This is a genomic window from Allobosea eneae (assembly GCF_042657265.1).
In the GTDB taxonomy this organism is placed as follows: Bacteria; Pseudomonadota; Alphaproteobacteria; order Rhizobiales; family Beijerinckiaceae; genus Allobosea; species Allobosea eneae.
This window is the reverse complement of the sequence record NZ_JBHSLW010000005.1, coordinates 43451-65650: the sequence shown is the minus strand read 5'-3', so window position 1 is coordinate 65650 and position 22200 is coordinate 43451. Positions and strand designations below refer to the sequence as shown.

Below are 22200 nucleotides of genomic sequence, written 5' to 3'. Positions count from 1 at the left end.
GCACCAAGCCTACGGACGGCCCATGCCTGACACGACCAATGCCCGCGGCCTCGACCATCTCGTGATCGGCGTCGCAGATCTCGATGCGGCCAGCGCCTTCTATGCCGATCTTGGCTTCCGCGTCGGCGCGCGCAACCGCCATCCCTGGGGCACAGAGAACCGGATCGTCCAGTTCCCCGGCGCCTTCCTCGAGCTGATCACGGTCGGCGACGCTACGCTGATCCCGCCGCACGGGCCGCGGCATTTCTCATTCGGCGCCTGCGTGCGCGACGCGTTGGCGCGCGGCGAGGGCATGTCGATGCTGGTGCTGGAAAGCCGCGATGCAGCCGGCGATGCCGAAGGCTTTCGCAGTGCGGGCATCGGCGAGTTCGAGCCCTTCTTCTTCGAACGGCAGGCACGCCGGCCGGATGGTAGCGAGGTCCGTGTCGCCTTTTCGCTCGCCTTCGCCGAGAATGAGGCTGCGCCGGAGTGCGGCTTCTTCGTCTGCCAGCAGCACGAGCCGCAGAACTTCTGGAACCCGGCCTTTCAGCAGCACGACAATGGCGCGAGCGGGCTATCCGCCGTGTTTCTGGTGACGCAGGAGCCGGCCACGCAAACGGCTTTCCTCAGCGCCTTCGCCGGCGCCGAGAGCTTCGCGACGCCGGAGGGGGGCTTGCGCCTGCCGCTGCCGCGTGGACGGCTGGAGGTGCTGGCTCCCAGCGCCGCTGAGACCGTGCTTGATGGCGAGAGCCGTCGGCAACAGGCTCATTTCGCCGGCTTCGCGGTCACGGTGCCGGATTTCGAACCTCTTCGGCAGCGGCTTTCGGAGCGCGGCATCGCTCACCGCCAGCAGGGCGCTCGCTTCATCGTTCCGGGGAGCGCGGCCTTCGGCTGTGCGATCATCTTCGAGCGCGGCTGACCCTTCGCTCAACTCGCCCTGGGCTCGGCGCCGGCACGGGCCGGCCCTTCGGGCAGGTTGGCCAGCAGGCCGAGCAAGGCGCGGTCGTGCAGGACGACCATGCGCTCCTTCGGCTTCAGCCAGATCATCGCGTCTGCGATCGTCTCGGCATCGATGAGCTTCGCTTGGGCCACGGCGCGGTCCGGCTCGATCTCGCCGCGCCGGCGCGACTGGACATGTGGCAACATGGCTTCGTGGTTCGCGCGCAGCATCGGATCGGCGTGGAGCACGCCGAGGCCGTCGGCATCGTCGAAGCCGGCCTGCGAGAACTCGGCCTGGAGCGCGTTGGCGCGCAGGGCGATCGCCGGCGGGTCGCCTTCCTCCGGCGTCAGCAGCAGCCCGCGCCGCTTCAGCCAAAGGCCGAGCGCGAGGTTGCCCGAGGCCCAGGACAGCGGGATCGCCAGCAGCAAGCCCACGATCGTCGGTGACATCCAGGCGAAGAGCGAGGTCGCGATCATGAAAGCCGACAGGCCGGCAACGAGGCCGAGCAGCGTGTGGGCGCGGTGCCGGCGGACGATGTCCTTGAGCGGGATCGAGCCGTCGTCGCGCCGCTGCGGATTCCAGCCGGTGTCGCGACCGACCAGGATCTGGAAGACCGAGCCGGACTGGATCACCATCATGATCGGCGCGAAGAAGGCCGAGAACAGGATCTCCAATAGCGCCGAGAGGACGAGCCGGATGCCGCCGCCGCAGGCGCGTCTGAGCTTGCCGTCGAACAGCGTCAGCAGGAGGCCAAACAGTTTTGGCGCCAAGAGGATCGCCATTGTCAGGCCGAACAGGTTGAGCGCGCGTTCTGGGTCGAAGCGCGGCCAGATCGGGAAGAGCCTGAACTCCTCGGTGAAGTATTCGGGCCTGGCGTAATTGACCTGCAGCACGATCAGGATGCCGACCACGAGCTGCATCAGCCAGAAGGGCGAGGCGAGATAGGCCATCATGCCGGTGGCGAAATGCTGGCGGGTTGAGAGCTTCAGGCCCTTGGCACCGATGATGCGCGAATGCTGCAGATTGCCCTGGCACCAGCGCCGGTCGCGGGTGGCGATGTCGATCAGCGAAGGCGGGCTCTCCTCATAGGAGCCCGTCAGGTCGGGCAGCATGTAGACCGACCAGCCGGCGCGCCGGATCAGCGCCGCCTCGACGAAATCGTGGCTGAGGACGTGGCCGCCGAAGGGCGGCTTGCCCTTGAGGTCCGGCAAGCCGCAATGGTCGGCGAAGGCCTTGGTGCGGATGATCGCGTTGTGGCCCCAGTAATTGCCGTCACGGCCGGACCAGATCGCGAGGCCCGTCGCGATAACCGGCCCGTAGACCCGCGCCGCGAACTGCTGCAGGCGCGCGAAGAAGGTGTTGCGGTTGATGATCAACGGCAGCGACTGGATGATGCCGGCGTCGGGGTCGGCCTCCATCGCCGCGGCGAGGCGCACGATGCAGGTGCCGGTCATCAGGCTGTCGGCGTCGAGCACAACCATATGCTCGTAATGCCCGCCCCAGCGCGTGACGAAATCGGCGATGTTGCCGGCCTTGCGGTGATGGTTCTTCGGCCGGTGGCGATAGTAGATTCGCGCGTCCGGCCCCAGCCGCTGGCGCAACGCCAGGAAAGCGCGCTCCTCCGCCACCCAGATGTCGGGATTGGTCGTGTCGGAGACGATGAAATAGTCGAAATGGGCGCCGAGGCCCGTCGCCTCGATCGATTCGCGGATCGCCGCGACCGCCGCGAAGGTCCGCGCCGTCGATTCGTTGTAGATCGGCATGACCACGACGGTCTTCTGTGTCAGCGTCTCGGCACGCGGGCTCTTCACCAGCCGGAGGAGCAAAGCGAAGAAGCCGAGGATGGCGCTGGTGAAGGCGAGCGCAATCCAGGAGAAGTTCACCGTGAATAGGACGAGCAGCACATACTGCAGGAAGGTCGTGCGGCTGACCGACACGACATTGTACATTTCCCATGCGCCGTAGGCGGTGAGCGCCCAGGCTCCGCCGAAGACGAATAGTCTGGCCAGCCACGGCGTGCGCCAGGCTTGCGGCGCGGCAGGCTTGCGCCCCTCGGAGGCGCTCCAGCTGCGGAAGGACTGCACCGGCATCTCCAGCCGGTTCTCGGGCGGCGTCGCCTCGACCGGAGCGGGATAGCCGGTCGCGACCTCGGTCTCGGCCGGGCGGGCAGCTAAGTCCACAGTCACCAGGTCCACCGATTGAGCAAGGTTTCCGAAACCGGCTGGCCGCCGGCGTCGAGCACAAGACGCAGTTCCGAGAGCGTCTCGCTGCCGGGATCGACCTCGAAGGCGACGCGCATGGTCCGTCGCTCCGGAAACGGCCAGAGCCGCAGATTCTGGATCGTGCCTGGTGTCGCCGTGACGTTGGCGCGGATGGCCGCGACGAGAGCGGGGTCGCCGAGCCGGTCGCCGCTGAAGTCGACAAGGAAGCGACGTCGACGGGCCTGCGAGCCGCGTCCCTGCCGCAGGCGGGTCGCGGTGGCGAGCTGCGGGCGCTCCGGCGGCTGCCAGCACCAAGCCTGACGATAGGCGATCGTCGTCTCGCTGCCGGCGGCGATCGGCTGGCGCGGCCGCCAGTAGCTGATGATGTTGTCGTTGAGTTCGGATTCGCTAGGGATCTCGATCAACTGCACCGAGCCCGGTCCCCACTCCCCCAATGGCTCCATCCAGACACTCGGCCGAAGCTCGAAGCGCTGGTCGTCGTCGACGAAGGCGTTCGGATCACGCTCGCGCTGGACCAGACCAAAGCCGCGCGGATTGGAATCCTGGAAGGACGAGACCTGCAGATTGGCCGGGTTGCTGAGCGGCCGGTAGATCCACTCGCCATTGCCAGTGAGCATCTGGACGCCGGAGACCTCATGGACGGCCGGGCGCAGATCGTCGAAGCCGCGCCGGCTCTGCGGGCCGGAGAGATAGGTGCCCATCACGCAGCCGAAGCCGACATGGTCGAGACTGGCGCGGGCGAACAATGTCATCTCGACATCGATGAAGGTGACGTCGCCGGGGCGCAGCGTCATGCGCACCGCGCCGGTGACGCTCTCCGAATCGAGCAGCGCATGGATGATCAGCACACCGGCGGCCGGGCTCGGCCGCTCGATCCAGTAGGCGCGGAAGAACGGGATCTCCTCGCCGCGCGTCTCGCCCGGCCGCAGGATCAGGGCGCGCGCCAGCGCCCCGAAATTCTGGCCGCGCGCCAGCGAGCGGAAGAAGGTCGCGCCCTGGAAAAGCGCGAGCTCATAAGGGCGCTCCAGTCCGGCCGATACCCGGAAACCCGAGAACTGCAGATCGGTGCCGGGCGGCGGGGGCGTCACGCGACCATAGTTGAACTTGGCGGGGTCGAAGGCGACGCGCCTGACCACGTCGTCCTCGACCGTGAACAGGCTGACCGGTGAGGAGAAGACATAGCCACGATGCAACGGCTCTACGGTGAAGCCGCGATTCTCGCCGGCCCAGATCATGCCCAAGGGCTGCGCCCGTATGCCGACATACTGGTCGTAAGGCAGCGTGGCGTAGCCTTCAGGAAGATCGGTCGCGACGAGCGGCACCATCGGCCGGCGGGAGAGGACGCGGGCGGCCTCGACCACGAGCGCCGGATCGAAGCGCTGGCCTTCGGCGATGACCGATTGAATCAGTCCAGCCCATGTCGTCGGGGCCTGCGCCGCCGCGGGACCGACGGCAAATCGCGGCGCGATGGCGCCGGTCGCTGCAAGGCTCAAAAATCGACGGCGATTCAAGGATTTCGACATCACATCCAACTTGGGCCGGCAAAGCTCCGCCGCCATGCGCTTCTAGAGCATTTCGCGCGGGGCTGAAAAGCGCGGTGCAAGGCCAAAGGCGAAAAAAGGGAAGACTTGCATGCAGCAATGCCATGCCAAAAACGATGCCGCGCCAATCCGTCCGCTCGGGGCCGCGGAGAACGCATTCTCTGCTGGGCTTTGCCAAATCTGCTCGCAATCGGCTATCCACCGCCGGTGCGGCAGCCGCCTGCATCCGGAACGACGGCCGATCGCGGCCGCTTTCCTGCCCGAAGCGCATATGACGGGACGATCATGACGGAAATGCAGCCCACCCGGACCTGCCTCGCGGTCGTGCTGGCGGCGGGCGAGGGGACCCGGATGAAGTCGGCGCGGCCCAAGGTGCTGCATGAGGTTGCTGGTCGCTCTCTGCTCGGCCATGCCCTCGCTGCGGTCACGGCTGCCGGCGCCGATGCCCTCGCCGTGGTGATCGGGCCCGATCGGCCGGACGTCGAAGCCGAAGTGAGGAGACATGCGCCACACGCGGAGGTCTTCGTCCAGAGCGAGCGCAAGGGCACGGCACATGCCGTGCTGGCAGCCCGCGAAAGCCTGGCAGCCAAGCATGACGATGTTCTGGTCGCCTTCGCCGATACGCCGCTGGTGCGCCCTGAGACCTTCGCCGACCTGCGCAGGGCGCTGCACCGAGGCGCCGCTGTCGCTGCGCTGGGATTCGAAGCACGGAATCCGACCGGCTATGGCCGCTTCGTCACGAGAGACGGCGAACTGGAGGCGATTGTCGAGCACAAGGATGCCGACGAGGCGACGCGCGCGATCACGCTCTGCAATGCCGGGCTGATGGCGCTCGACGGCGGGAAGGCGCTTGGCATTCTCGATGCGATCGGCTGCGCCAACGCGCAGAGCGAATATTACCTGACCGACGCCGTCACGGTGGCGCGTGCGCAGGGCCTCACGGCGGTCGCCCGGCTCGCGCCCGAGGCCGAGGTGCAAGGCGTCAACGATCGCGTTCAGCTCGCGGCGGTGGAGGCCGATTTCCAGGCGCGCAAGCGGCGGGAGGTGATGCTGGCCGGCGCGACGCTGGTGGCGCCTGAGACGGTGTTCTTCAGCCATGACACTGTGATCGGCCGCGATGTCCTGATCGAGCCCAACGTCGTCTTCGGCCCGGGCGTGCGGGTCGCGGACGACGCCGTCATCCACGCCTTCTCGCATCTGGAAGGAGCGAGCGTGGGCGAGGGCGTCTCGATCGGCCCCTATGCGCGCCTGCGTCCGGGAGCCGAGCTGGCGAAGGGCGCGCGGGTCGGCAACTTCGTCGAGATCAAGGCGGCGGCGATCGGCGAGGGTGCCAAGGTCAACCACCTGACCTATATCGGCGATGCCGAGATCGGCGCGAATGCCAATATCGGCGCCGGCACGATCACCTGCAACTATGACGGCTTCGTCAAGTCGAAGACGATCATCGGCGAGGGCGCCTTCATCGGCTCGAACTCGGCGCTGGTCGCACCGGTGACGATCGGGGCGGGCGCCTATGTCGGCTCGGGCTCGGTCATAACCCGCGACGTCAAGCCGGATGCGCTCGCCGTCGCGCGCGGCCGGCAGATGGAGCGCGAGGGCTGGGCCTCGGCTTTTCGGGCGGCCGCCAAGGCGCGAAAAGACCGATAATAGGTGATTTTCAAGACATTTCGTTCACAGTTCGACATTCAACGTGATTTCGCAATTGTTCCGCCACGGACTATTGCGTTGCGCATCGACATCAACGGATGAGGCACGTTCATGTGCGGGATCGTGGGCATTCTCGGCAAGCAGGCCGTCGCGGGTCAGGTGGTCGAGGCGCTGCGCCGGCTCGAATATCGCGGCTATGACTCGGCCGGCGTCGCGACCCTTGAAGGCGGCCGGCTCAGCCGCCGCCGCGCCGAGGGCAAGCTCAAGAATCTCGAAGTGCGCCTCTCCAGCGAGCCGCTCGACGGCCTGATCGGCATCGGCCACACCCGCTGGGCGACCCATGGCAAGCCGACCGAGAGCAATGCCCATCCGCACGCCACCGAAAAGCTGGCAGTCGTCCATAACGGCATCATCGAGAACTTCCGCGAGCTAAAAGCCGAGCTCGAGGCCGACGGGCACGTCTTTTCCAGCGAGACCGACACCGAGGTCGTCGCCCATCTCGTCACACGCGAGCTCGATCGCGGCAAGGACCCGGTCGCCGCGGTCGGGGCGGCGCTGCCGCATCTGCGCGGCGCGTTCGCGCTCGCCTTCCTGTTCGAGGGCCAGGAAGACCTGTTGATAGGCGCCCGCAAGGGCTCGCCGCTCGCAGTCGGCATCGGCGACGGCGAGATGTATCTCGGCTCGGATGCGCTGGCCTTGGCGCCGTTCACCAATCTGATCGCCTATCTCGACGAGGGCGACTGGGTGGTGCTGAACCGCCAGGGTGCGACCTTCTACGACGCCGGCGGGACCCAGGTCGAGCGCCGTGCCCAGCGCGTCGCGGCCGGTGCCTTCCTGGTGGAGAAGGGCAATCACCACCACTTCATGGCCAAGGAGATCTACGAGCAGCCGGAAGTGGTCGGCCACACGCTGACGCACTACATCGACATGGCGAGTGGCGTGACCCGGCTGCCTTTCGAGACGCCGTTCGACTGGAAGAGCCTGTCGCGCCTCTCGGTCTCCGCCTGCGGCACGGCCTATTATGCCGGCCTCACCGCCAAATACTGGTTTGAGAAGCTGGCCCGCCTGCCAGTCGAGATCGATGTCGCCTCGGAGTTCCGCTATCGCGAGGCGCCGCTGCCGGCGAACGGGCTGGCGCTCTTCGTCTCCCAGTCGGGGGAGACGGCCGACACGCTCGCCTGCCTGCGCTACGCCCGCCAGGAAGGCCAGCACATCATGTCGGTGGTCAACGTGCCGACCTCGACGATCGCCCGCGAGAGCGATGTCGTTGCCCCGACACTGGCTGGTCCGGAGATCGGGGTTGCCTCGACCAAGGCCTTCACCTGCCAATTGACCGCGCTCGCCGGCCTCGCCATCGCCGCCGCCCGCGCCCGCGGAACACTCTCGGCCGAGCAGGAGGCGCGTTATGTCCAGGAACTGATCGCGCTGCCCGGGCTGATGGCTCAGGCGCTGACGCTCGAGCCGGAGATCGAGAAGCTCGCCCGCAAGCTCTCCCGGGCGCGCGACGTGCTCTATCTCGGCCGCGGCACCGCCTTCCCGCTGGCGCTAGAAGGCGCGCTGAAGCTTAAGGAAATCAGCTATATCCACGCCGAAGGTTATCCGGCGGGCGAGCTCAAGCACGGCCCGATCGCGCTGATCGACGAGGACATGCCGGTCATCGTCATCGCCCCTCACGATGCACTCTTCGAGAAGACTGCCTCGAACATGCAGGAGGTCGCAGCGCGCGGCGGCCGTATCATCCTGGTCACCGACGCCAAGGGTGCGGCCGAGTGCGGCATTGTCCCGGAAGCCACGATCATCATGCCGGAGATGGAGCCGCTCTTTGCGCCCATCGTCTACGCGGTGCCGATCCAGATGATCGCCTACCAGACCGCCGTCTTCATGGGCAAGGACGTCGACCAGCCGCGCAATCTGGCGAAGTCGGTCACGGTCGAGTGATGTGTTCTTCGGCCGGCTCCGGCCGGCTCGCGACATAGGTGCCGGCTGCGATCAGGCCGGCGCCGCTCAGCCAGAGCGCGATCGGCGGCGCGTCTGTCGCCGCCACGATGACGAAGCTCAGCAGCATCGAGCCGCAGGCGACATATTTTGTCCTGCGGGCGATGGTACCGGTCTTGCGCCAGCGCACCACCTGCGGCCCGAGCCGGGGATGATTGACCAGCCAGCTTTCGAAGCGCGGCGAGGAGCGCGAGAAGCACCAAGCGGCGGCGATCAGGAAGACGGTGCCGGGCATCACCGGCAGGATCAGCCCGATGACGCCGAGCAGCGTGCAGATCCATCCGGCCGCGAGATAAAGCGGCCGGTGCCAACGGGGTTGCGGTCTGGAAGGTTCGGACACGAAACTCGTCGATCTCGGCGAATCGGGGCTGGCCAGCGGCTCCTGCTCGGCTATCGTCTGATAGTGCGGCGCAATATGATCGCCCCGCAAGAGCGGATGGAGAGCCGAATCGTCGATGAATGCCCGCATGCCCGATCCGCGCCTCGTCGCCCAGCCTGATCTGTTGCGGCCGACCTTCGGCACCAGGCTCAGGCGCTATTTCCTGACTGGCCTTGTCCTGGCGGCACCGCTGGCGATCACCGCCTCGGTGACCTGGTGGTTCATCAATCTGGTCGACGGTTTGGTGAAGCCGCTGGTGCCGGCGCAGTTCTGGCCGGACAATTATTTGCCTTTCCCGCTGCCCGGTTTCGGCCTCGTCATCGCGCTGATCGGCCTCACAGTCATCGGCTTCTTCGCCGCCAACCTGGTCGGACGCACGCTAATCGGCGCCGGCGAGGCCATCCTGAACCGGATGCCGGTGGTGCGCGGCCTCTACAAGGGCGTGAAGCAGATCTTCGAGACGATCTTCTCGCAGTCCGGCACCTCGTTCCGCAAGGTCGGCATGGTGCAGTTCCCGCAGCCGGGCATGTGGTCGATCGTCTTCATCGCCCAGGAGGCGGCGCCCGAGATCGCCGGCAAGCTGCCCGATGGCAACGAGCAGATCGGCGTCTTCCTGCCGTGCACGCCCAACCCGACCACAGGCTTCTTTTTCTATCTGCCGCGGCGGGAGGTGGTGGAGCTCTCGATCTCGGTCGAGGACGGCGCCAAGCTGATCATGTCCGCCGGCCTGATCCAGCCCGGCGAGCCGCTGACCGACGGGGCGAAATAGTTCAGCCCTTCAGCGGCACCCAGATCTCGACGACGCCGTTGCCGGTTGCACCGTCGAAGCGCTCATCCATCAATTCGAGCGTCACGCCCATCGCCGGCTCGCGGCCTGACTTGGGCAGCCAGTCGCGCCAGATCGCTTCGAAGGTCTGTTGGATGCCGGTGATATGGCCGCTGTGCTCGAAAACGGCGCAGAGCTGCTCCGGCACGCTCAGCCGGGCGAATTCGTCCGGCAGGTCGCTGAAGGATGAGACTTCCGCGCCGGCGATGTAGTCGAAGGCGCCGGCATCATCGCAATTATAGCTCGCGCCATAGGCAATGAAGCCCTTCTGGCCGGGGATATGGCCAAAATGCGGGGCGATTCTCTGCCAGAGCAGCGGGATGCCTTGCGTGTTGTCGACCGAGAAATGTCCGTTGAAGCCGGCGATCAGCATCGGCTTGTTGGTGACGATACGTGGCTCGGCGAGGGGAGTGCGGTTCGCAGCGTGCATGGACAGAGGCTCCACGAGAGCAAGGGATGACAGATCGCGCCTTGAACGCAGCTCTTCCGGCGTCAGGCCGAACTGCTCGCGGAAGGCGCGGGTGAAGGCCTCGTGAGAGCCATAGCCCCAGTCGAGCGCAACCTGGAGGATGTCGGGCGCCCCATCGGCCAGCTGGCGCGCCGCTTCCGAAAGCCGGCGCTCGCGCACATAGCGCATCACCGAGCGGCCGGTCGCCACGCCGAAGGCGCGGCTGAGATGGAAGCGAGAGACGCCGCTGACCTCCGCGATCTCGTCGAGCGAGAGCTCGGAGGCGAAGCGGCTTTCGATGCACCAGAGGGCTTTCTTGATCGGGTCCATGGCTCACTCACGAAACGCCGGCACCATGGCGGAGGCGAAGCGCGTCTGCTTGATCAGGATTGCTGTCGCTTTCTAGCGCGCAGCCTTGGCGACATCGAGGAAGGCCCGCAGTGCCGGCGGAATGGCGCGGTGGCCGGGATAATAGATCGCGACTCGCTCGGAAGAGGGCGTCCAAGCTGCCAGAACCTGGCGAAGACGTCCCTCGGCGAGCGCAGTTTCTGCGGCCGGGCTGGCGACATAGGCGATGCCTAGCCCTTTGATCGCGGAATCCACCATCAGTTCCTCGTCGTCGAGGATGAGCGACCCGCTGGCCTCGACCGTCAACGCCTGCCCGGCCCGCTCGAACTCCCAGCGATAGAGTTTGCCGTTGGGGACGCGGTGGCCGATGCAGCGATGGCGAGTGAGTTCATCAGGTGTCCCAGGCTCGCCGAAGCGGTCGAGATAGGCCGGCGAGGCGACGCAGACGAAGCTGACCGCACCGGCGAAGGGGACCGCGATCATGTCCTTCGGGATCGAGTCGACGAGGCGTACCCCGGCATCGAAACCGCCCGCGACGATGTCGATCAGCTTGCCCTCGACGACGAGATCGACGACGACCTCGGGAAAGCGTTCGGACATCGCCGGCAGGATCTCGCGCATGAGCATGACGGCCGCCAGCCGCGGCGCATTGATCCGGACCGTTCCGGCGACACTGCCGCGGAAGGCGGCAACGCTGTCGAGCGCCTCATCCAGCGTGGCGAGCGCCGGCCCAAGGCGATCGAGCAATTCGAAGCCGGCTTCCGTCGGCGAGACGCTGCGTGTCGTGCGGTTGAGCAGGCGCACGCCCATACGTTCCTCGAGAGCGCGCATCGCGTGGCTCAAGGTGGAGGGCGCCGTGCCGAGTTCGTCCGCCGCGCGCCGGAAGCTGCGACGGGTCGCGACAGTGACGAAGGCGGTCAGGTCGTTCAGCGAAGGGCGAGTCATTGCTGGTGATTTTGCATCAGCTCGTACCAACTTCAACGGCTAATCCGAACAATGGTCGCCCGCTATTTCCTGTCGACTAAAGCGAACCAGGCGGAGAGGCCGCTTCGTTCGCAGTCCATGAAAGGAACCGACATGGCTAAACGCGATGCGATTTTCCCCGCCGATCGGCACGCACTGTACGATCTGCATCAGTATTCGGCCGCGATCCGGCATGGCGACCTGCTCTTCGTCTCGGGCCAGGTCGGCAGCCGCGAAGATGGTTCGCCCGAACCGGTGTTCGAGGATCAGGTCCGGCGGGCCTTCGCCAATCTGCGCGCGGTTCTGGCCGCGGCGGGCGCAACGTTCGACGATGTGATCGACGTCATCTCCTTCCACACCGAGCCGCAGACGCAGTTCGAGACAATGATGGCAATCCGCGCCGAGGAAATCGGCGAACCGCCCTACCCGACCTGGACCGCAATCGGCGTGACCTGGCTCGCCGGCTTCGATTTCGAACTTAAGGTCGTCGCCCGGATTCCGTCCAAGGCTACCGAAAACGCCTAGTTCGCGCAGGGCTGAGTATCATCTCAGCCGGCCCGCAGCAGGCGGATCGCGACGTCGCGCTCGAACAGATAGAGCAGCGTCCGGATTGCCTGGCCGCGTGGCGTCTCCAGTTGCGGATCGCGCTCGATCAGCAGGCGGGCATCGTCGCACGCGGCGGCGAGGAGATCGCCGTCGATCTCCGGCCGGGCGATGCGCCAGTCGGGCGATCCGGACTGGCGCGTGCCGAGCACCTCGCCTTCGCCGCGCAGCCGTAAGTCTTCCTCGGCGATGCGGAAGCCGTCCTCGCTCTCGCGCATGATGGTGAGGCGCGCTTCCGCCACCTGGCCGAGCGGGCCTTTGTAGAGCAGCAGGCAGGTCGAGGCAGCGCTGCCTCGGCCGATCCGCCCGCGCAATTGGTGGAGCTGGGCCAGGCCGAAGCGCTCGGCATGCTCGATCACCATCACCGAGGCATTGGGCACGTCGACGCCGACCTCGATCACCGTGGTCGAAACCAGCACCCGCGTCTGGCCACCGGAGAAGGTGGCCATGGCGGCATCCTTGTCGCGTCCCGGCCTCTGGCCGTGCAGCAGGCCGACCTTGTCGCCAAAGATGGCCTGCAGCGCCTCGAAGCGTTCCTGCGCCGCCGCGACATCGAGCGTGTCGGATTCCTGCACCAGCGGGCAGACCCAGTAGACCTGCGCACCGGCGTCGAGTGCGCGCCCGACCGCGCCGACGACTTCGTCATAGCGCTCAAGCGAGATCGCCCGCGTGGTGATCGGCTTCCGGCCGGCCGGTTTCTCCGAGAGGATCGAGACGTCCATGTCGCCGAACCAGGTCAGCGCCAGCGTGCGCGGGATCGGCGTCGCTGTCATGACGAGAATGTCGACCGCCTCGCCCTTGGCGCCGAGCAGCAGTCGCTGGTGCACGCCGAAGCGGTGCTGCTCGTCGACGACGGCGAGCGCAAGGTCGTGAAAGGCAACGCCCTCCTGGAACAGTGCATGGGTGCCGACGACAATGTCGATCTCGCCATTCGCCAGGCCTTCCAGCACCTGCCGGCGGCCGGCGCCCTTCTCGCGGCCGGTGAGCAGAGCGAGCTTGAGGCCGGCCTTGTCGGCGAGAGGCGCCAAGCGCTCGGCATGCTGGCGGGCGAGGATCTCGGTCGGCGCCATCAGCACCGATTGTCTTCTGGCTTCGGCTGCGGCCGCCATCGCCATCAGCGCGACCACGGTCTTGCCCGAGCCGACATCGCCCTGGAGCAGGCGCAGCATGCGCTCGGGTTTCTCCATGTCGTCATGGATGTCGGCGATCGCCTTGCGCTGGCCGTCGGTCAGCGTGAAGGGCAGGGCGGTTTCGATGGCGTGGCGCAAGGCGCCGTCGCCGGCGGTGGCGCGGCCGGCCGCCTTCTGCTGGCGGCGCACGAGTGCGAGCGCGATCTGGCTCGCCAGCAATTCGTCATAGGCGATGCGCCGGCGGGCGACCGTTTCCCCTGTCGCGGCCTTGAGATCGACCGGGTGATGCAGAGCGTGGATGGCGTTGCGGAAGGGCACGAAATCGTGCCGTGTCAGGAAGCCCGGATCCTGCCATTCCGGCAGCTCGGGACAGCGCTCGGCCGCTCCGGCGGCGATGCGGGCCATGACGCGCCCGCCTATGCCTTCGGTCAGCCCGTAGACCGGCTCGACCGAGGGCAGGGTGGCGGCGAGCTTGGGATCGAGGATGCGGTCGGGATGCACCATCTGACGCATGCCGTCCCAGAGTTCGAGCTTGCCCGAGATGATGCGGTAGGCGCCGATCGGCAGGGTCTGCAGGAGATGGCGGACATCGGCGTGGAAGAAGACCAGCGTGACGTCGCCGGTCTCGTCCTCGACGATGACGCGATAGGGCGCCTTCGCCTTGGTCGGCGGGGCAGGGCGATGCTCGGTGACCTGCGCCGAGAAGGTCGCGACCTCGCCGATCGGCGCCTCGGCGATGCTCTCGCTCGGCCGCCGGTCGATCGCGCCGGTCGGCAGATGGAACATCAGGTCGATGACGCGAGCGGCATGCGTCTCGTCGCCCAGCAGCTTGTTGAGCGCCTTGGCGAGCTTGGGGCCGACGCCGGAGAGGGCGGTGGCCGGTGCGAAGAGCGGATCGAGGACGGATGGACGCAATGGCTTCACGGCATGTCAGGAGTGCGAGCCCAGCGGCATTCCTGCCGCTGACTTCGCGAGATGGCATCGCTATATAGCTCGCCAGAGCAGGATGCGAAAAAGTGGAAACCGGTTTTTCGCGGGAATCCTGCTCTCAATCAGAGGCAGGCTCCGCGACGGGGCCGGCCCTATTTCCATTTCGCGAGGCCGATGATGAGTGGCTCGACCCGTAGCAGCGCCGATCTCGACCCGCGCCGGCGCAAGATCCTGTTCCGCGCCTGGCATCGCGGCATGCGCGAGATGGACCTGATCATGGGCCGCTTCGCCGATGCGCACATTGGAACCTTGAGCGAGGCCGATCTCGATGAGTTCGAGCGGCTGATCGAAGTACTCGACCGTGACCTCTTGAGCTGGGTGACGGGGGAGGCGCAGGTACCGGAGAACTACGACAGCGACGTCTTCCGGCAGCTGAAGGCCTTCCACCAGCACGACAAGCCGATCCATGTGTGAACCGCCGTCATGGTCGGGCTTGACCCGACCATCTCGGAAACCAGTGGGCTCTGGTCCTGAGATTCTCAGGACAAGCCCGAGAATGACGCCTGAGAAAATTGCCCGATGAGCATTCCGCCTCCCACCCAGATCGCCAAGCCGCAGCTCGAGCGCGTCCTCGATGCGCTGAACCGCGGCGACAAGCCGACGCTCTCCGGCGTGCCCGATGGTTTCGACGCCGTTGTGCTCGCCGATCTGACGCGGGCCCGGGCGAAGAAATCGGAAGGGCCGGCGCTGATCGTCTTCATAGCCCGCGACGGTCAGCGCCTGCAGGTGCTGGAGAACGCGCTGCAATTCGTCGCGCCCGACCTCGAGGTGATGAGCTTCCCGGCCTGGGACTGCCAGCCCTATGACCGCGTCTCGCCGGCGCCCTCGATCGTGGCGCACCGGATGACGACTTTGTCGCGCCTCGCTAGGACCAAGTCCGGCGACCAGCCGCGCCTGCTGCTGACCACCGTCAACGCGGCGCTCCAGCGCGTGCCGGCCTTCGGCAAGGTGGCGTCGGAGAGCTTCTCGGCCGCGCCGGGCAACATGGTCGACACCGAGGAGCTGGCGCGTTGGCTCGACGTCAACGGCTACCTGCGGACCTCGACGGTGCGCGAGACCGGCGAGTTCGCCGTGCGCGGCGGCATCGTCGACCTCTACCCACCGGGCATGCCGGCGCCGATCCGGCTCGACTTCTTCGGCGACACGCTGGAATCGATCCGGACCTTCGATCCGGAGACGCAGCGCACCACCGGGCAATTGCGCGGGCTCGACCTCGTGCCGATGTCCGAAGCGCAGATGACCAGCGACTCGATCCGTCGCTTCCGCCAGTCCTATATCGCGACCTTCGGCACGCCCGGTCGCGACGACACGCTCTACGAGGCGGTGAGCGAAGGCCGTCGTCCTGCGGGCCTGGAGCACTGGCTGCCGCTGCTGGCGGAGAAGCTCGACACGCTCTTCACCTATCTGCCCGATGTCCCGATCGTCCTCGACCATCACGCCGATGATGCGGTCGGCGAACGGATCAGCCTCATCAGGGATTATTACGACGCCCGCAAGAGCGCGCTCGACCAGCCCGCGCCGGGCTCCATCCCCTATAAGCCGCTGCCGCCGGAGGCGCTCTATCTCTCGCCGGCCGATTGGCGCGGCATCATCGGCGAGGCGGGTGTCGCGTCGCTGACGCCGTTCCAGTTGCCGCAGAGCGAAGGCAAGCTCGTCGTCGATCTCGGCGGCAAGCAGGGGCGCAGCTTTGCCGCCGAGCGCGCCGACAATTCCGGCAGCGTCTTCGACGCGGCGGTGGCGCATGTGAAGGCCCTGGAGGCGGACGGGCGGCGCGTCATCCTCGCCGCCTGGTCGGAGGGCTCACGAGAGCGCCTCGCCCATGTGCTGGCCGATCACGGCCTCAAGACCGTGCAGATGACCGGTTCGCTCCGGGCGGCCTTCGACCTCAAGCCCGGGACGACCGCGCTCGCCGTCTGGGGCTTCGAGACTGGCTTCGAGGCTGGCAAGCTTGCCGTCATCGGCGAGCAGGACATTCTGGGCGACCGCCTGGTGCGGCCGCGCAAGAAGGCGCGCCGGCCGCAGGACTTCATCAACGAGCTGTCGTCGCTGACGCCTGGCGACATCGTCGTCCATGTCGACCACGGCATCGGTCGCTTCGTCGGCCTGCAGTCGATCACGGCGGCCGGCGCGCCGCATGACTGCCTCGAAATCCATTATGCCGGCGATGCCAAGCTGTTCCTGCCGGCGGAGAATATCGAGCTGCTCTCGCGCTACGGCTCGGAGGACACCGAGGTCGTGCTCGACCGGCTCGGCGGTGGCGGCTGGCAGGCGCGCAAAGCCAAGCTGAAGCAGCGCATCCGCGAGATGGCGGGCAAGCTGATCCAGATCGCCGCCGCCCGCGCCCTCAAGGAAGCGCCGCGCCTGATCCCGCAGGACGGGCTCTACGACGAGTTCTGCGCCCGCTTCCCCTATGAGGAGACCGAGGACCAGCAGAACACGATCGATGCCGTGCTGGAGGATCTCGCGGCCGGCCGGCCGATGGACCGGCTGGTCTGCGGCGACGTCGGCTTCGGCAAGACCGAAGTGGCGCTGCGCGCCGCCTTCACCGCCGCGCTCGCCGGCAAGCAGGTGGCGGTCGTGGTGCCGACGACGCTGCTGGCGCGCCAGCACTACCGCAATTTCGCCGAGCGCTTCGCCGGCCTGCCGGTCAAGGTCGGCCAGGCCTCGCGCTTCGTGCCCTCGGCCGAGCTCAAGGCGGTCAAGCAGGGCATCAGCGACGGGACGATGGACATCACCGTCGGCACCCATGCGCTGCTCGGCAAGGGCGTCGACTTCAAGGATCTCGGCCTCGTCATCGTCGACGAGGAGCAGCATTTCGGCGTCGCCCACAAGGAGCGGCTGAAGGAGATGCGCGCCGAGGTCCACATGCTGACGCTGACCGCGACGCCGATCCCGCGCACGCTGCAGCTCGCCATGACCGGGGTGCGCGAGCTCTCGATCATCGCGACACCGCCGGTCGACCGCCTGGCGGTGCGCACCTTCGTCACGCCCTTCGATCCTCTGATCGTGCGCGAGGCGCTGCTGCGCGAACGCTATCGCGGCGGGCGCTCGTTCTATGTCGTGCCGCGCATCGAGGACATCGCCGACGTCAAGGACTTCCTCGACAAGCAGGTCCCGGAGTGCAAGGTCGGCATCGCCCATGGCCAGATGGCTGCGGGCACGCTGGAAGACGTGATGACGGCCTTCTATGAGGGCCAGTACGACATCCTGCTCTCGACCACGATCGTCGAATCCGGCCTGGACATCCCGACTGCCAACACGCTGATCATCCACCGCGCCGATATGTTCGGCTTGGCCCAGCTCTACCAGCTCAGGGGCCGCGTCGGCCGCTCGAAGGTGCGTGCCTATGCGCTCTTCACCGTGCCGGCCAACCGCAAGCTGACCGAGCAGGCCGACCGGCGCCTGAAGGTTCTGCAATCGCTCGATACGCTGGGGGCCGGCTTCCAGCTCGCGAGCCACGACCTCGACATCAGGGGCGCCGGCAACCTGCTCGGCGACGAGCAGTCCGGCCATATCAAGGAGGTCGGCTACGAGCTCTACCAGCAGATGCTGGAGGAGGCGGTGGCGGCGCTCAAGGCCGGCATCGAGATCGAGACCGATGCCCACTGGTCGCCGACCATCCAGATCGGCGCGCCGGTGATGATTCCCGAGCACTATATCGGCGATCTGACGCTCCGGCTGACGCTCTACAAGCGGCTCTCGACCATGGACGACGACGCCGAACTGCAGTCGTTCGGTGCCGAGTTGGTCGACCGCTTCGGCCCGCTGCCGGAGGAGGTCAAGCAGCTGCTGGAGATCGTCGCGATCAAGGCGCTCTGCAAGCGCGCCAATGTCGAGAAGGTCGAGGCCGGGCCGAAGGGCATCATCGTCGCCTTCCGCGACAACGAGTTCGCCAATCCGGAAGGGCTCGTCTCCTATGTCGCCAAGCAGGGCACGCTGGCCAAGGTCCGCCCCGATATGCGCGTCGTCTTCATCGACGATTTCGAGACGGCCGAGCAGCGCCTGAAGGGTACGCGCCGGCTGCTGACCGATCTCGCACGCATCGCCGAGCGGAAGAAGGCGGCTTAGTTGGAAAGGCCGTCATTCTCGGGCGGAGCGAAGCGTAGACCCGAGAATCTCATGACGAGAAGGCGCCGGCCAGTGCCTCTTCCGGCCTGAGGTGCTCGGGACAAGCCCGAGCATGACGGCCTTCCGGCTCAGCCTGGATTGCGCCGCCTGACCTCGACGCGCTCCGGCTCATGCGTGATCACGTCGACGATGGCGAGGTCGGGCCGGTCGAGGCGCGGCAAACCGTCATCCTCCCCAGCGCGGCGGGTGACGACGAGACTGGTCAGGGCCTTGTGGCCGCCGAGCCGCGAGCGTGCCAGCGCGGGCTCCAGCGCCGCGGGGATGACGAGATGGACCATGCGTCCGCCTTCCAGGCAGGCGCGCAAATCGTCCAGCACGAACAGGCCGAGCGGTAGCAATTCGACACCGGTGAGCAGAGCGATGCCCGGGCCGGCGGCGAGCGCGGCGAGATCGCCGCCGACCAGCGTGGTGATGATCCGCGACGAGGCGAGCGGCTTCAGCACGCGCGAGATCTCGAGCGCCTTGACCAGCACCTCCTTCTCGCTGACCGGGAAGGGGCCGGCGAGGCTGTGGCCGTCGACGACCCGGATCGGCGCCCGGATCGCAGCTGGCGGCAGCGCCGAGGGGGTGGCGCCATGGCCTAGCAGCGGTTCGAGCGCGGCGACGCCGTCGGGCACGCGCGCCCCGAAGCCGCCGATGAAGCGCATGCCGAAAGAGCGGGCGGCGACATCCCTCAGCAGATGAAGGGGCTGCAATTCGCCGATCCGCGGCACGCCGAGAGCCATCACTGCGCCCGAGCGCTCGATCAAGGGAAGCAGTTCGGTTTCCTTGGCATGGGCCGGCAGGAGCATCGGCGACAGGCCGGCCCGCAGGCTGGCGAGCATTGAGACCAATGCCTCCGGACCGAGCGGCGCCAGGATCGCGACGCAGGCACCAGGCTGGGGCTTGGCCAACAGCAGCAGGTTGGCGAGCCGGTCGACGCGGCTGTCGAGTTCGGCGAACCCAAACGCGTTGGGGGCGAAGTCGCTCCAGTCGCGCCGGCCCGGAGGATCGCGGAAGGCCGGCTCATAGCCGCGGCGGGCAGCGAGCGCCTTGAGCAGGCTGTCGAAATCGAGCCCCTCGACCAGCGCGCCGATGGAGATTTCGTCGGAGCCCATGTGCATCGCCGGACCTAGTTGGCCGGCGCCGGCGGCGAGGGGGACCGCGCCAGCGTCTCGGTGGAGAAGAAGTATTTCGGCTGCCGCGGGGGCAGGGCGATCTCGCGCGAGCGCGCCAGCCAGGTTTCGGGCAGATAATAGAGCGGCACGACGTAGAAGCCGGAGAGCAGCAAACGGTCGAGCGTGCGCACCGTCGCGACGAAATCCTCGCGCGAGCGCGCCGCCAGCAGCGCCTGCAGCGTCGCGTCAATCGCCGGCGAGCGCACACCGGCATAATTGAGCGCGCCCTTGCGCTCGGCGTTGGCCGAGCCCCAGCGCCCGATCTGCTCATTGCCAGGCGAGGCCGAGGCCGGCCAGGTCCACTGGATCATGTCGAAATCGAAAGTCGAGAGCCGGCGCCAGTACTGGACGTCGTCGATCAGTCGGACTGTGACGGCGATGCCGAGCCTTGCGAGCGAGGTCGCATAGTTCAGCGCCAGCCGCTCCTGCGGCCGGTTGGTGACGGTGATCTCGAAGCCGAAGACCTCCTCCTGGCCGTCCTTGCGCAGCTGCCCGTCACGCAGCCGGTAGCCGGCAGCCTCCAGCAGATCGAGCGCGCGGCGGGCCTGGTCGCGGTCGCGGCCGGAGCCGTCGGTGGCGGCCGGAGCCCATGTTCCGGCAAGGATGTCGTTGCGCACGGCGCCGGGAAAGGCGGCGAGCAGCGCCTTCTCGCGCTGATCGGCCGGCACCCCCAGGGCCGAGAGCTCGCTGTCGGCGAAGAAGCTGCCGGCGCGGCGATAGACGCCGTGGAACAGGTTACGATTGGCCCATTCGAAATCGAACAGCATCGCCAGCGCCTCGCGGACGCGGATATCGGCGAATTGCGGGCGGCGCGTGTTGAAGACCAGCCCCGTCATGCCCTTGGGGGTCTGGAACCGGAAGGTGTCGCGGACGATCCGGCCGTCGCGCACGGCCGGCACGTCATAGCCGGTCATCCAGCGCGTCGGGTCGCTTTCCAGGCGAAAATCGTAAAGTCCCGCCTTGAAAGCTTCGAACAAGGCATTGGAATCACGATAGAAATCGTAGCGAATCTCGTCGGCGTTGAAGAGCCCGCGGGTGAGGGGATGGTCCTCGGCCCAGAAATCCTTGCGGCGCTTCAGCCGCAGCATCTCGCCGGGCTTGACCTCCTCGACGAGGTAGGGGCCGGAGCCGAGCGCCGGCTTGAAGCTGGTGTCGCCGAACTTCTCGGCGTCCGTCGCATGCTTGGCGAAGATCGGCATGGCGCCGATCACCAGCGGCAATTCGCGATTGGAACCGTCGCCGAGCTCGAAGACGACGCGGTCGGGCGAGGGGGCCTCGACCTTGGTCACCCGCGCCAGGCTAGAACGGTGGAACGGCTTGCCCTTGGTCTTCAGCATCTCGAAGGTGAAGACCACATCCTCCGCCGTTACCGGCTTGCCGTCGGAGAAGCGGGCGCGCGGGTCGATCTGGAAGGCGAGGCGGGTGCGCTCCGGATTGAGCTCGACCTTGCTCGCCAAAAGCCCATAGGCGGTGAACGGCTCGTCGGCGGAGCGGAAGAGCAGGCTCTGCTGGACGTAACGCGGCACCGCGTCGGGAGCGACGCCGAGCACAACCAGCGGGTTGAGGCTGTCGAAGGTGCCCTGCTGGCCGAAGATGATTCGCCCGCCCTTTGGCGCCTTGGGATCGGCATAGGGAAGGTGCTCAAACCCCTTGGGCAGCTCCGGCTCGCCATGCATGGCGATCGCGCTGTCGTTCTCGGCCGCAACGGCGCACAGGCTCCCGATCGGCCAGACGGCCGCCAGGCTCGCTAGGATGAGCCCGAAAAACCAAGCGGGACGCGCAGATGCGCTGATTTGCCGATGCATGCTCGAAACTGATTCCCTGCCGCAGGATAACATGCGATCAAACTTGTCGCGCCGCGCTCTTCGGGCTGGAAACCTGCGACGGAACTCGTTAAACGCAGGCCGGGCGTCATTCAAACGCCTCAATCGCGCTTGATGTGCTCACGCCGCCACCGGCCCCGGCACCTTGCCGGTTGAGTCTCGGGTGATGCACGCCGCCGGTTACGGCAGCCGAACAAGTTTCATGGTCAAGGAAACGCAGATGTCAGCTTCGACCCGCCTGTCCAAGAGCCAGGGCGCCACCGCGAAGAGCACGGTCCGCGGCCTCGCGCTCGTGCTGGGCGCCGCCGTCGCTCTTGCTCCTCTCGCCGCCAGCGCGCAGCAGGCGCAGCCGCAGCGTCCGGCGAGCCGTCCGGCGCAGCCCGCGCCGGCCCCCGCACAGCCGCCGGCCCAGGGTGGCCAGGCCGCGCAGACCGGCCCGACCGTGGTCCAGGTCAAGCCCGAGCCGTCGCAGACGACCTGGACCAAGGTCTGCGGCAAGGACCAGGCCGCCAACAAGGAAATCTGCTACACCACCCGCGACTTCGTCTCGGATCAAGGCCAACCGGTGCTCGCCGTTGCGGTCTATGACGTCAAGGGCGACCCGAACAAGATCGTCCGTTTCCTGATGCCGCTCGGCCTGCTGCTGCAGCCCGGCATCCGCTTCGGCGTCGACACGGCGCAGCCGCAGCCGGGTCGCTATGCGGTCTGCTTCCCGAATGGCTGCTTTGCCGAGGCGCAGGTCAAGGACGACTTCATCAATGCCTTGAAGAAGGGCACCAACCTCAACATCAGCGTGCAGAACCAGGCGGCGCGCGAGGTTTCCTTCAACATTCCGCTCACGGACTTCGCCAAGGGCTTCGACGGCGCGCCGATCGACCCGAAGGTGCTGGAAGAGCAGCAGAAACAGCTTCAGGACGAGCTGGCCAAGCGCCAGGAGGAGCTGCGCAAGCGCCTGGGCGGCGGTGCGGCCGATGCCACGCCGGGCGCGGCGCCGGCCCCGGGCACCCCGGCGGCTCCCGGTGCGGCTCCGGCGCCGGGCGCAACGCCCGCTCCGAAGCCCTGATCGGCCGACCAGACAAAA

At 67.2% G+C, this 22200-nt stretch carries 16 protein-coding genes; 8 read left to right on the top strand and 8 right to left on the bottom strand.

Annotated features, from left to right (window positions below; all coding sequences use genetic code 11):
* Window positions 1-22: 22 nt before the first annotated feature.
* The gene (locus tag ACFPOB_RS01710) at window positions 23-898 is read left to right on the top strand and encodes a VOC family protein (RefSeq protein WP_377795411.1); all 876 of its coding nucleotides are present in this window, start codon (window positions 23-25) and stop codon (window positions 896-898) included.
* Between the two features lie 8 nt (window positions 899-906).
* On the opposite strand, the gene mdoH is transcribed toward ACFPOB_RS01710, so the two are convergent.
* Both mdoH and ACFPOB_RS01700 read right to left on the bottom strand, forming a co-directional pair.
* A complete protein-coding gene (gene mdoH / locus ACFPOB_RS01705; RefSeq protein ID WP_377796038.1) occupies window positions 907-3009 on the bottom strand; it encodes a glucans biosynthesis glucosyltransferase MdoH in 2103 nt (700 codons plus the stop codon).
* Window positions 3010-3101: 92 nt separating this feature from the next.
* Window positions 3102-4634 carry an OpgD/OpgG family glucan biosynthesis protein gene (locus tag ACFPOB_RS01700; protein ID WP_377795410.1) on the bottom strand — a complete coding sequence of 511 codons (1533 nt, stop codon included), beginning with the start codon at window positions 4632-4634 and terminating at the stop codon, window positions 3102-3104.
* A gap of 342 nt (window positions 4635-4976) precedes the next feature.
* On the opposite strand from ACFPOB_RS01700, the gene glmU reads away from it, so the two are divergent.
* Both glmU and glmS read left to right on the top strand, forming a co-directional pair.
* The gene (glmU, locus tag ACFPOB_RS01695) at window positions 4977-6329 is read left to right on the top strand and encodes a bifunctional UDP-N-acetylglucosamine diphosphorylase/glucosamine-1-phosphate N-acetyltransferase GlmU (RefSeq protein ID WP_377795408.1); all 1353 of its coding nucleotides are present in this window, start codon (window positions 4977-4979) and stop codon (window positions 6327-6329) included.
* Between the two features lie 111 nt (window positions 6330-6440).
* Window positions 6441-8267 carry a glutamine--fructose-6-phosphate transaminase (isomerizing) gene (gene glmS / locus ACFPOB_RS01690; protein ID WP_377795406.1) on the top strand — a complete coding sequence of 609 codons (1827 nt, stop codon included), beginning with the start codon at window positions 6441-6443 and terminating at the stop codon, window positions 8265-8267.
* Here glmS and ACFPOB_RS01685 read toward each other — a convergent pair.
* Window positions 8254-8664 carry a YbaN family protein gene (locus ACFPOB_RS01685; RefSeq protein WP_377795405.1) on the bottom strand — a complete coding sequence of 137 codons (411 nt, stop codon included), beginning with the start codon at window positions 8662-8664 and terminating at the stop codon, window positions 8254-8256. The two genes, glmS and ACFPOB_RS01685, sit on opposite strands and share 14 nt — an antisense overlap.
* Before the next feature lie 127 nt (window positions 8665-8791).
* On the opposite strand from ACFPOB_RS01685, the gene ACFPOB_RS01680 reads away from it, so the two are divergent.
* Window positions 8792-9472 carry a DUF502 domain-containing protein gene (locus ACFPOB_RS01680; protein WP_377795404.1) on the top strand — a complete coding sequence of 227 codons (681 nt, stop codon included), beginning with the start codon at window positions 8792-8794 and terminating at the stop codon, window positions 9470-9472.
* A gap of 1 nt (window position 9473) precedes the next feature.
* Here ACFPOB_RS01680 and ACFPOB_RS01675 read toward each other — a convergent pair whose 3' ends face one another.
* Both ACFPOB_RS01675 and ACFPOB_RS01670 read right to left on the bottom strand, forming a co-directional pair.
* Complete coding sequence (locus ACFPOB_RS01675; protein WP_377795403.1) at window positions 9474-10307, bottom strand: AraC family transcriptional regulator; 834 nt, start codon at window positions 10305-10307, stop codon at window positions 9474-9476.
* A 72-nt stretch (window positions 10308-10379) separates the two neighbouring features.
* A complete protein-coding gene (locus ACFPOB_RS01670; RefSeq protein ID WP_377795402.1) occupies window positions 10380-11270 on the bottom strand; it encodes a LysR family transcriptional regulator in 891 nt (296 codons plus the stop codon).
* Between the two features lie 132 nt (window positions 11271-11402).
* Between ACFPOB_RS01670 and ACFPOB_RS01665 the strand changes: the two genes are divergently transcribed.
* Window positions 11403-11813: a RidA family protein gene (locus ACFPOB_RS01665; RefSeq protein ID WP_377796036.1), complete on the top strand. Its 411-nt coding sequence runs from the start codon at window positions 11403-11405 to the stop codon at window positions 11811-11813.
* Between the two features lie 23 nt (window positions 11814-11836).
* Here ACFPOB_RS01665 and recG read toward each other — a convergent pair whose 3' ends face one another.
* The gene (recG, locus tag ACFPOB_RS01660; RefSeq protein ID WP_377795401.1) at window positions 11837-13936 is read right to left on the bottom strand and encodes an ATP-dependent DNA helicase RecG; all 2100 of its coding nucleotides are present in this window, start codon (window positions 13934-13936) and stop codon (window positions 11837-11839) included.
* Between the two features lie 192 nt (window positions 13937-14128).
* Here recG and ACFPOB_RS01655 point away from each other — a divergent pair, with 192 nt between their 5' ends.
* Together ACFPOB_RS01655 and mfd are read left to right on the top strand one after the other, a co-directional pair.
* Window positions 14129-14425 carry an FAD assembly factor SdhE gene (locus ACFPOB_RS01655; RefSeq protein ID WP_377795400.1) on the top strand — a complete coding sequence of 99 codons (297 nt, stop codon included), beginning with the start codon at window positions 14129-14131 and terminating at the stop codon, window positions 14423-14425.
* A 105-nt stretch (window positions 14426-14530) separates the two neighbouring features.
* Window positions 14531-18079 carry a transcription-repair coupling factor gene (gene mfd / locus ACFPOB_RS01650; RefSeq protein ID WP_377795399.1) on the top strand — a complete coding sequence of 1183 codons (3549 nt, stop codon included), beginning with the start codon at window positions 14531-14533 and terminating at the stop codon, window positions 18077-18079.
* Between the two features lie 128 nt (window positions 18080-18207).
* Here the strand turns inward: mfd and ACFPOB_RS01645 are convergent, their stop codons facing one another.
* The gene (locus ACFPOB_RS01645; RefSeq protein ID WP_377795397.1) at window positions 18208-19236 is read right to left on the bottom strand and encodes an AMP-binding protein; all 1029 of its coding nucleotides are present in this window, start codon (window positions 19234-19236) and stop codon (window positions 18208-18210) included.
* Window positions 19237-19250: 14 nt separating this feature from the next.
* Complete coding sequence (locus tag ACFPOB_RS01640; protein WP_377795395.1) at window positions 19251-21101, bottom strand: ABC transporter substrate-binding protein; 1851 nt, start codon at window positions 21099-21101, stop codon at window positions 19251-19253.
* 238 nt (window positions 21102-21339) lie between these two features.
* On the opposite strand from ACFPOB_RS01640, the gene ACFPOB_RS01635 reads away from it, so the two are divergent.
* Window positions 21340-22182, top strand: coding sequence for an invasion associated locus B family protein (locus ACFPOB_RS01635; protein WP_377795393.1), 843 nt, complete (start codon window positions 21340-21342; stop codon window positions 22180-22182).
* The last annotated feature ends 18 nt before the right edge of the window (window positions 22183-22200 follow it).

Coding starts and splice junctions, on each gene's coding strand:
- ACFPOB_RS01710 (WP_377795411.1), top strand. CDS start 23: ATGCCTGACACGACCAATGCCCGCGGCCTCGACCATCTCGTGATCGGC.
- mdoH (WP_377796038.1), bottom strand. CDS start 3,009: ATGCCGGTGCAGTCCTTCCGCAGCTGGAGCGCCTCCGAGGGGCGCAAG.
- glmU (WP_377795408.1), top strand. CDS start 4,977: ATGCAGCCCACCCGGACCTGCCTCGCGGTCGTGCTGGCGGCGGGCGAG.
- glmS (WP_377795406.1), top strand. CDS start 6,441: ATGTGCGGGATCGTGGGCATTCTCGGCAAGCAGGCCGTCGCGGGTCAG.
- ACFPOB_RS01680 (WP_377795404.1), top strand. CDS start 8,792: ATGCCCGATCCGCGCCTCGTCGCCCAGCCTGATCTGTTGCGGCCGACC.
- ACFPOB_RS01675 (WP_377795403.1), bottom strand. CDS start 10,307: ATGGACCCGATCAAGAAAGCCCTCTGGTGCATCGAAAGCCGCTTCGCC.
- ACFPOB_RS01670 (WP_377795402.1), bottom strand. CDS start 11,270: ATGACTCGCCCTTCGCTGAACGACCTGACCGCCTTCGTCACTGTCGCG.
- ACFPOB_RS01665 (WP_377796036.1), top strand. CDS start 11,403: ATGGCTAAACGCGATGCGATTTTCCCCGCCGATCGGCACGCACTGTAC.
- ACFPOB_RS01655 (WP_377795400.1), top strand. CDS start 14,129: ATGAGTGGCTCGACCCGTAGCAGCGCCGATCTCGACCCGCGCCGGCGC.
- mfd (WP_377795399.1), top strand. CDS start 14,531: ATGAGCATTCCGCCTCCCACCCAGATCGCCAAGCCGCAGCTCGAGCGC.
- ACFPOB_RS01645 (WP_377795397.1), bottom strand. CDS start 19,236: ATGGGCTCCGACGAAATCTCCATCGGCGCGCTGGTCGAGGGGCTCGAT.
- ACFPOB_RS01640 (WP_377795395.1), bottom strand. CDS start 21,101: ATGCATCGGCAAATCAGCGCATCTGCGCGTCCCGCTTGGTTTTTCGGG.
- ACFPOB_RS01635 (WP_377795393.1), top strand. CDS start 21,340: ATGTCAGCTTCGACCCGCCTGTCCAAGAGCCAGGGCGCCACCGCGAAG.